Here is a 9,120-nt window from a genome sequence, read left to right on the forward strand (position 1 = left end):
TCACAGATGGCTCCCCTTCTCAATCTGAGAATCTAGCTACATCAATACTCTCAGGACTTTTCTGCACCACTAAGGGGCCAGGGTCAGGCTGTTGGTGGTGAAGCGCTGTACCCGCCGCATATCGCCTTGACCGATCGCCCGCGCAATTACCGACGTAGTACCAATGCCCAAACCGAAAGCTAGATTTCCAAGCGTCAATACGACGGGAAAGGTAAAGCTCATTGCTGCGAGCTGGGCCGTGCCCAATTGACCGACAAAATAAGTATCCACCAGGTTAAAGGTGATCAACGCCAGCAATCCCCACATCATAGGCAGGGTCAGCTTTATGAGGTGAGGCCCCACTGGTCCTTCGGTCAATTTATGCTGCATGGGTCACTTGTCTTAAAGGGGCAGTTTGCCTAAAAGTCGATGCACTTGTTTCGCTAAACTGGGGCCGACATGCTAAAAACTCTTTCAAGCAAATGATGGTTTTCCGGTTTAGGAAGAATTCGGAAATAACAACATCGATACCGTGCAACAAAGAGCTGATATGGGTTGCTTCGAAGTGTGAGTGCCCACGCAAAACGAGAAGCGGCATCAAAACAAAAACACCGTGCGTAATGTGCCAGTGACAACTGTGCCGTTACCAGTTTGGTTTGAGGGGTTGCTAATGACCTGAATTAAAGGAGTGATGCGAATATTTTGGCGCACTGGAAAATTGTAAAACGCCTCAAAATTAGTCTGGGTGCCATTCCCCAAAGCACTTTCGATAAACGGTTGACCCATTGCGATGCCCGCGATCGCACCTTCTGCAAACACATCTTGAACGGCGATGCCGGCCATCCAGTAACTTGGATTGACCGTCTCAAAAGGGGTGTTGGTGTAGCTGCCGTAACCGTATCGACCGAAGATCCCGATGTTCTCAGCAAGGCTGACTTCCGTATTCAGGCCAACCACATCGAAGCCATTACCGTAGATTTCGCCGCCGCTATATTGCAAACGTACGGCAAAGGTTGGAGCGGGGGCATATTCTAATTCCACACTGGTCTGGTAGGTATCGCTAAACAGCCCGCGATCGCCCAGATCTGCCGTCGCCGGATTGCCGTTGATGGGATACAGCCACGAGAGGAACGGGGCAGTACCGCGAATAATGCCCGTGTCACCAGGATTGGCGGCATCTGCTGCGGCATACAAGGCCCTGACCGTAAAGGCTCCGTTTCCGGGTGACCAGTCCACGGCGGCCCCCGCACTGGGGCCATTGATTGGAAACAAAATGTAGTTGTTTACCAGGGCTTGGGTGCTGAAGTCGCGGAAGCTCAGGTTGGCGTAGCGGCTGCGATCGATGTAGTCCGTAGTGCGAATGCTGGGGCCGATAGAGACGGTGAGGTCTGGCCCTGGGGTGAAGGTGTAGAAGAGGCGACCGATCCCAAAATCGCCATCGCTGGGGGGCTTGGCGGAAAAATCAAGACCGCTACCGAAGGTGGGCTCCAGGAACCCGGCGGTATTATCTCTGGGGCCGCCACTGCCAGTATCAACGCGAATTTTGAGCAAATCAGTGCCGCTAAAGCTGGTGTTGAAGTCGAGAACCGCCCGGTAGATCAAGGTGGGGTTGGGCTGATCGTTAGCGATCGCGGCTCCGGTTGGCCCCACCATCATGTCGCCGCCAAAGCCTCCTGCATTCAAGGCAAAGAGGGCCTGTCCGGTAAGACGAGTCGTGGTGGAAAACGGTTGGGCTCTGAGTTCTGCCACATTCGCCTCTAGAGTGTCAATGCGGCTTTGGATGAGCGCCAACTCGGCAGCAAACTCTGCTTGGAGACGCTGCATCACGGCCCAGGCTTCGTCAGAAATTGGGACAATATCACCAGAGGGCTGCTGAGCGATCGCGTCGAGGCAGGCGGCTAAACTTACGGCAAATTCATCGCGCGTAAGGGCCTGATTGCCCTGGAAGCTGCCGTCGGGATACCCCTCCAGGCAACCGGAAATTTCCACCAGTGATTGGAGGGCCTGCCATCCCCAGTCCGTAGGCTGTACGTCCGATCGCTGGCCCACCCCCCGAATGGACGGTGTTTCCGGTGTTATCTCTGGCTCTGCGATCGCGGGCGCAGCGATCGTCAGGCCCAAACAAACCATGCCAAAACTGACTAAGATTGATCGGCTACCAGTCCACAGAGTGTTGTTCATGGCGCTAAAGTAAATGGCTCCATTAAGGTGAGAAGTCTGGAAAGAAGAACTCGCCTACAATCCTCAAGAAGAAGCTGGTTTTTGGACTCCGCCAACCCTTTGCCCACTCCCCTGCACGAGGCACTCTTCCTGCCGCTTACCCACCAGTCCAACTTCGCTAGCTAACCCATCTCAGGCAGCACCTCTTCAAACAAAATCTGCAACAGCTGAGCCCCGTGAGGTTTGCTCCAGTCTTGAGCCAGTTCGGCCATCAGCGTGTTGGTGGCGGTGAGGACGACCCCCGCATCGGCCATCCGCCGCCGTGACATTTCCTCCGACAGGTCAAACGGCGACCCCGAGGCATCCATCACGGCCTGCACCTGGTAGCCCTCTGCCACCGCTTGAATAGCTGGAAACACCAGACAGATATCGGTGGTCACCCCGGCCATAATCAGATTTGGGCGTCCGGTTTCCAGCACTGCCGCTTTGAATGCCTGGTCATTCCAGGCATTGACGATGCCCGATCGCTGAATGCGGCTGGCAAACGAACCGGGCACGATATCTTGCAGTTCAGAAATCAGGGGTCCCTGCAGATTTCCCTCTTGGCTGCTGGTGAGAATGACGGGAATGTTCAGAATTTTTGCTGTTTTGGCCAGGGCGATTGTATTGCGTTTGACGACCTCTAACGGCAGATTTTTGATCAACTGCATCGTGCCCACCTGATGATCAATCAACAGTAGGGCAGAGGTTTCAGGGGTAAAAAGAGAATGCATGGGGTTCTCCGAATGGGATAAAAGGTTTGGGGAATGGCGTCACTGCTTGAAGCAAGGACGACTGGCTGGGGCATCAGACTTGAATACGTTCCAGATTTTGAGTTTTGAGTTTTGAGTTTTGAATTTTGAATTGGTTGCTCAACTCAAAACTCAAAACTAAGCCCTTAAAACTCCATCACTCCTTCGTTGAGTGATGGACATTGGCAGACTGGATGGGTGCTTTTCCTGTCCCCCATCGCCGCCGCCGATCTATTAACGAGCCGACCATTGTGCCATGACCGCCTGCAAGTTGTTCTTGGCCTGGGCTAACGACTGGCGACGCGCCTCATCCCCCGCTGCCAAATTGTCGGCATGGATGACGGTAATGTCCGTGATGCCCATAAAGCCAAAAATCAGATGCAGGTAGGGTTCTTGCTGGTCATAGGCATGGGTCGCCGTTTCTGGAAGATAAGAGCCACCTCGGGCGGTAATGACCAGCAGCTTTTTTCCCGTCGCCAGGCCTCGGTAGCTGCCATCGGCCTCGATGCTGAAGGTGCGACCGACTCGGACAATCTGGTCGAGGTAAGCCTTGAAACCCGCTGGACTGCTGAAGTTGTACATCGGCACGCCAAAGATGTAGCAGTCAGCCGCTAAAAACTCATCAATGAGTTCATTCGAGATTTGAAGCGCCGCCGCTTGCTCGAGTGTATGGTGGGCAGGGTCGGAAAAGGCAGCGGCAATCCAGCGTTCATCGATTAACGGTACTGGCTTACGGCCAATATCGCGATACGTGACCCGGTCTTGGGGATGGAGAATCCCCCAGCTCGTTATGAATGCTTGGGTCAGCGATCGCGACACGGAGCGATCGCCCCGAGGGCTGGCATCTAAATGCAAAAGATGAGTCATAATTTTTGTCTCTCACAGAGAGCCGATAGAGATTAAACCGACGAGCCGCACTGGCGATCGCGACCACCATGGCCATGGCAGCGATTTGGAGCAAAGCATGATGGAAAGCGGCAAGTTGAACGCTGACTCAACTGGTCTAGGTCTTGACGTAGGCCACTAGCGAAACCCCTAGCACCACCAACACGACCCCAGCAATGCGGGTCGGACTAGCGGGATAGCGCATTAACCCGATCGCCCCATAGTGATCGAGGAACAAAGCCGCAATCATTTGTCCCGCAATGGTTAGCGCCAGCGCCAGCGCCGCCCCAATTTTGGGCGTGGCAAAAATGGTAGACCAAACGTAGAACGTGCCTAAACAGCCCCCCACCCACATCCACCAAGAGGTTGAGGCCAAGGCGGTCATGCTGGGCAAAGGATATTGCGCCACGAAGCAAATCACCAACGAAGCCAAGGTGCCGGCCAGATAGGAAATAAAGGTGACTTGCATCGGTGCGCCGACGTAGCTCCGCAGCAGGGTATTGAGCGCCACCTGAATCGGAAGAACGGCTCCGCCTGCGAGCGCGGCTAAAAGAAAAATGGTTCGGCTATTCATGACTGAGTCCCCTACGGTGTGGTCTTGCAATAACGTCAAGCTCAGGGGGTGAGTTGAGTGATGCTGCGTTGCCCTCGCGGTTAGGGGCGATCGCTGACCGGCTCACTCAATCCAACCCCCGTCATCAATTCGAACCGGGAGCCACCGCCACCGCGTCAATTTCAAAGAGAACGCCAGGGGCGTAAAGCGCCGGTACTGGAATCAACGTGCTAGCCGGTGGCTGATCGCCAAAGACCGCCTTGCGCTTTTCCACCAGATAAGCGAGTTTTTCGGCATCATGCTCCACAATCAGCAGCGTAATTTTGACCACGCTTGCCGCATCGGTGCCTGCCACCTCTAGCGTTGCTAGCAACGCATCAAAGGAGCGATCGACCTGGCTTTCAAAGTCGTTGGGGCCATCCTCAGACATCCCGACCTGCCCAGCGACGTGAACCAGCTTGGCATTAGCGGCAGCCGTCGTCGCCTGGGAGTACCCGTATTGGAGAGAGTTGGCTAGCTCGGGTGGATTCAGGGCCTGCTTCAGGTTCTCCTGGGCTGACACAGCGGCCACTAGTAGCCCAGAAGTCAGTAAGCCAACCAGAAATCCCGACAGGTGCGTTTTAGTGAGCCGAGCTTTCATCGCGAAAGCCTCCTAAAAGTGAGTGTTTTGCAGTGTGATTTGAGGGAGAGTGCGATCGGGCGGATCGGAGCCGCATCCGGTTTTTGCAGCTTCAGTAAGCTACTGATAAAGACGAATTCAATGAAATCAGCCATGTGTTTCAACCGCTCACAGTCGTTCGTTAACACCCATTACTCAGACCCCAGCACTTGGAGTGAAGGAAGGGGCAAAGCCAGTGGCTTCGCCCAATGGATATTGGAGTGAGTGTGAACTCGATTGCTCTAGTAGCTTAGGGGGACTGCCGCTGGCTGTCGCTAGCCCGATGTTTGAAGTTCGTTCGCCCTATAGTTGAGAACCGAACCCAACGAAAGTTGAGGATAAGGCTGAACTTTCGTTGGCGGTGCTCAAATTCAGAGCTTGTATAGTGAGGATCAACTTTCCCAGATTTCGGTTGAGATTGTCCTTATTTCCTTGATCGCCATGGATACAGGTTCTGCCAATGACTTGCCGGAACAACGCTCAGCCGTAGAGCAAGAAAATATCCTGCTCAAAGTGCGGCTGCAAGCTTGTGAAGAGTCTTATGCGCTGTTGCAGGCAGAGGTAATGCGGTACCGACAAAACCAACCGGAATCGCGATCGCCCGCCCCCGCCGCTGCCCCCACGGCGAGTCATCGCTTGGCTGCATCTGAAGAACACTTTCGCACTTTATTTGAGTTCAGCAGCGAAGGCTTTTATTACATTGAGGTTGATCCGCCCTGCCCCATCAACCTGCCGATTCCCGAACAGTGTGAGCGGCTTTATCGTGATATTCGCGTAGTCAAAGCCAATCCCGCCTTCGCAGCCATGTATGGTGTAGACCATCCTGATCAGCTCATCGGGCTGAGAAACCCTGATGTGCATGTTCCCGATTCGACCAAGAATAATGGCTTTATTCGTAGCACCCTCGAACATGGCTATCGTTTCCAAAACCTGGAAACGGAAGAACTGGATCGACTCGGGCAGCGGCGGTATTTCCTCAACAGTGGTGTTTATACCCTTGCCGATGGCTATATTGTCGGTGGCTGGGGCACTCAAATTGACATCACCGAACTGCGAACAACTCAGCAAGCGCTGCTAACGACAGAACAAGCAAGAGCCGCCGCCCTAGAGCAACTCAATGCTGAATTAGAGCAATCACTCAAACACCTGCAAACCCGTGAGCGCTTCTTGGAAGTCAGCGCGATCGCGGCCAATAACCTGCTCACCACCCAGGACTTTGATCGGGCGGTCAACATGGTGCTCAAGCTGATTGGCGAAAGCCTAGACACCGATCGAGTTACAGTCATCGAGTTTTTTCAGGTCCCCTCTGATTCTTTGCCCCATTGGCGAGTCCTGTACGAATGGACTTCTCCCGGCACGCGATCGCAAATGGCCTATTCGGAACTGATGCAAGGGTCTTTTGCTGGCACCGAAGACATTCTGCACCAGTTCAACCAGGGGCAAACCGTAAGCTATGGCATCGAAGACCTCTCCGAACCCTTCCGCAGCATTCAGAGACAACTTGGGGTTCAGGGCCTGTATGCCATTCCGATTTTTGTCAAAGGTCTGCTCTGGGGCGTCATTGGCTTTGACGATTGCCGCGCCGCCAAACAGCGCCATGCCGTCGAGCTTTCAGTGCTCAAAATCGCCGCAGATTGCATTGGCAGTGCCATCCAGCGTCAGCGGACTCAGCAAGTGCTCCTCCAGGCTGAGCAGCAGCGGGTGGCGGAACTGGCCCAGGCCAATGAAGTTTTGCAAGGCCGCGATCGCCTGCTAGAAACCACCGCGATCGCCGCCAACACCCTGCTCTCCGCGGCCAACTTTGATGAGGCCGTTAATACGGTCTTGCAACTGATCGGGGAAGCCTTAGACACTGACCGCGTCAAAGTATTGGAATGCATTTATCAGTCAGCGCCTTATCCTGCTTACTCCGTGATCAGCCATGAATGGGTCAGAGCAGGCATCATCCCGCAGATCTCTCATCCCAGTTCGGCGCGGATCAGCAGTGACGGGGCCGAAGATTTTCTGCAGCAATTATCCCAGGGTGATGGCTTTGGGGGCGTCTTGAAAGAGTGGCCGGAAGTATTCTGGGAGGCCTTTGAAGCCGTTGAGGCTAAAGCCATCTACTGTGTCCCCATTCGCTTAGAAGGACAGATTTGGGGGTTTTTGATCTTTGACGATTGCCGAGATGTCAAACAACGCGATCTGTCGGAGTTGTCGGTGTTGAAGATTGCGGCTAACTGCATCGGTAATGCGATTCAGCGGCAACGGACGCAGCAAGCCCTAATCGAGGCCGACAATGCTAGAGAAGCGGCCATCTTAGAGGAACGTAACCGCATGGCGGGCGAAATTCACGATACGCTGGCCCAGGCGTTTACCGGCATCTCTCTGCAAGTGGAAGTGGCTAAACCGCTACTAGGGCAAAGTTCTCCCGCCGTTAGCACCATCCTCGACCACCTCCAATGTCTGGCCGAAACGGGCCTGGCCGAAGCCCGTCGCTCCGTTTGGGCGCTGTATCCGCCCGCTGCCGAATATGCCGAACTGGCCCAACTACTCTACGAGAGTGTGGAGTACATGAGCCGTAATACCGCTACCCAAATTGAGGTAAACGTGGATGGCCCACCCGGCCCCCTGCCCCCCTTCCTCGGCATGAACCTGCTGCGCATCGGGCAAGAAGCCCTAACCAATGCGCTCAAACATGCCCAGGCCCAGACCATCACCATCGATCTGACCTATGAGGACGATCGCATTCTCCTGCAAATCTGTGATGACGGCATGGGGTTCGTGCCACCCCGTACGTTGGATCCTCTCAACGGCGGCTTTGGCCTGGTGGGCATGTATGAGCGGTGCGATCGCATCGGGGCCCAACTGAGCCTCACCAGCACACCAGGGCAGGGCACCCAAATTCTTGTCGAAGCCCTCTTGAGTTCAGGAGAGACCGAGCAACAGTCATGACAACCCGGCAAGGAATCAATGGTCAGCGGCAATCTAAACGTCAAAGACAGCGTATACCCTTCTCTCTCTCAGCCCGCTACCCAGCCGTTGCGGATCAACCGACCATGAGCCCTCCCTCCATTCGCGTCTTAATTGCCGATGATCATCCTGTGGTGCGCTCTGGTTTGGTGATGATTGTCCAATCCGCTGCCGGGGTCGAAGTCGTCGCCGAAGCCAGCACCGGTACGGAAGCCGTTGAACTATTTCGCCAATATCAGCCCGATGTGGCGCTGATGGATCTAAAAATGCCGGAACTGGGCGGCGTGGATGCGATCGCCGCCATCCGGCTGGAGTGTCCCCACGCCCGCATCATCATTCTCACTACTTATGACGGCGATGAAGACATTTATCGCGGCCTCAGTGCCGGAGCCCGCGGCTACCTGCTCAAAAACGTCACCCGCCTGGAGCTGATCGATGCCATTCAGCGGGTTCATGCCGGGCAGAAGTACATTCCCGCTGAGGTGGGTGCCCGCCTGGCGGAACGCCTGACCAATCCCCAACTCACTAATCGGGAACGAGAAGTCCTATTACTAATCACTGAGGGGAAATCCAATCAGGAGATTGCTGCCGCTCTCAACGTTAGCGAAGGTACCGTCAAGTTTCACGTCAACGGCATTTTGCGGAAGCTGAATGTGAGCGATCGCACCCAGGCCGTTCTCGTTGCGCTCAAGCGCGGCATCGCTAATCTTTAACCTCATATCTCCATCTGGTCATGGGCAGCTCGATAGTAAATGCCCTGCCACAACTTGGAGAGTGAAAAAAGTTTGGGAAAGCGGAATGGACCAGCGGGCACATTCGAACAGAAAGTTACGGTTTTGCCTGGCGATTGCTACGTGTAGCGGCTCGCAAACAAGAATCGTCATGCTCGCAAACAAGGCGATTTTGAGCTCAGATTAAGTGCGAATAAGCGGGCCTTGATGCTCACATTATTTGCGAATAGGCTCAGATTACGTGCAAACAGCTTGCAAACAGGATTTTGAGCTCAGATTATTTGCGGATAGGCTGTGATGCCCATGGGATGGAGTCTTCAGGCATCAAAGTCCTGAGAGTGTTCTGATTTTTGTGTAAGCAGATATGGACTCAAAGTTTGAAGCGTTCTGGAAACAGAATAGCAAAGTGTG

7 protein-coding genes and 1 pseudogene are annotated in these 9,120 nt (G+C 54.4%); 2 read left to right on the forward strand and 6 right to left on the reverse strand.

Going from position 1 to position 9,120, the window contains the following annotated elements; genetic code table 11:
* Positions 1-75: 75 nt before the first annotated feature.
* The 6 genes and pseudogenes from JUK32_RS09700 to JUK32_RS09725 form a co-directional block, all read right to left on the reverse strand.
* Positions 76-369: pseudogene (locus tag JUK32_RS09700) on the reverse strand (MATE family efflux transporter); the annotation flags it as partial.
* Between the two features lie 207 nt (positions 370-576).
* Positions 577-2,160 (reverse strand): iron uptake porin, encoded by a 1,584-nt coding sequence (locus JUK32_RS09705; RefSeq protein ID WP_204138661.1) that lies wholly within the window; start codon positions 2,158-2,160, stop codon positions 577-579.
* A 161-nt stretch (positions 2,161-2,321) separates the two neighbouring features.
* Positions 2,322-2,912 (reverse strand): isochorismatase family protein, encoded by a 591-nt coding sequence (locus JUK32_RS09710; protein WP_204138662.1) that lies wholly within the window; start codon positions 2,910-2,912, stop codon positions 2,322-2,324.
* Positions 2,913-3,164: 252 nt separating this feature from the next.
* Positions 3,165-3,797 (reverse strand): FMN-dependent NADH-azoreductase, encoded by a 633-nt coding sequence (locus tag JUK32_RS09715; RefSeq protein WP_204138663.1) that lies wholly within the window; start codon positions 3,795-3,797, stop codon positions 3,165-3,167.
* Positions 3,798-3,933: 136 nt separating this feature from the next.
* The gene (locus JUK32_RS09720; RefSeq protein WP_204138664.1) at positions 3,934-4,389 is read right to left on the reverse strand and encodes a DMT family transporter; all 456 of its coding nucleotides are present in this window, start codon (positions 4,387-4,389) and stop codon (positions 3,934-3,936) included.
* Positions 4,390-4,513: 124 nt separating this feature from the next.
* Positions 4,514-5,008 (reverse strand): RidA family protein, encoded by a 495-nt coding sequence (locus JUK32_RS09725; RefSeq protein WP_204138665.1) that lies wholly within the window; start codon positions 5,006-5,008, stop codon positions 4,514-4,516.
* Between the two features lie 459 nt (positions 5,009-5,467).
* Here JUK32_RS09725 and JUK32_RS09730 point away from each other — a divergent pair, with 459 nt between their 5' ends.
* Positions 5,468-7,960, forward strand: coding sequence for a GAF domain-containing protein (locus JUK32_RS09730; protein ID WP_204138666.1), 2,493 nt, complete (start codon positions 5,468-5,470; stop codon positions 7,958-7,960).
* 104 nt (positions 7,961-8,064) lie between these two features.
* Entirely contained in the window at positions 8,065-8,691 is a 627-nt protein-coding gene (locus JUK32_RS09735) for a response regulator transcription factor (RefSeq protein WP_204138667.1), read from the forward strand.
* Positions 8,692-9,120: the final 429 nt, after the last annotated feature.

The organism is Halomicronema sp. CCY15110, from assembly GCF_016888165.1.
Lineage (GTDB): Bacteria > Cyanobacteriota > Cyanobacteriia > Phormidesmidales > Phormidesmidaceae > Halomicronema.

What these genes read in the sequence shown, in the direction of transcription:
- JUK32_RS09705 (WP_204138661.1), bottom strand. Translation starts at nt 2,160, where the DNA reads ATGAACAACACTCTGTGGACTGGTAGCCGATCAATCTTAGTCAGTTTT.
- JUK32_RS09710 (WP_204138662.1), bottom strand. Translation starts at nt 2,912, where the DNA reads ATGCATTCTCTTTTTACCCCTGAAACCTCTGCCCTACTGTTGATTGAT.
- JUK32_RS09715 (WP_204138663.1), bottom strand. Translation starts at nt 3,797, where the DNA reads ATGACTCATCTTTTGCATTTAGATGCCAGCCCTCGGGGCGATCGCTCC.
- JUK32_RS09720 (WP_204138664.1), bottom strand. Translation starts at nt 4,389, where the DNA reads ATGAATAGCCGAACCATTTTTCTTTTAGCCGCGCTCGCAGGCGGAGCC.
- JUK32_RS09725 (WP_204138665.1), bottom strand. Translation starts at nt 5,008, where the DNA reads ATGAAAGCTCGGCTCACTAAAACGCACCTGTCGGGATTTCTGGTTGGC.
- JUK32_RS09730 (WP_204138666.1), top strand. Translation starts at nt 5,468, where the DNA reads ATGGATACAGGTTCTGCCAATGACTTGCCGGAACAACGCTCAGCCGTA.
- JUK32_RS09735 (WP_204138667.1), top strand. Translation starts at nt 8,065, where the DNA reads ATGAGCCCTCCCTCCATTCGCGTCTTAATTGCCGATGATCATCCTGTG.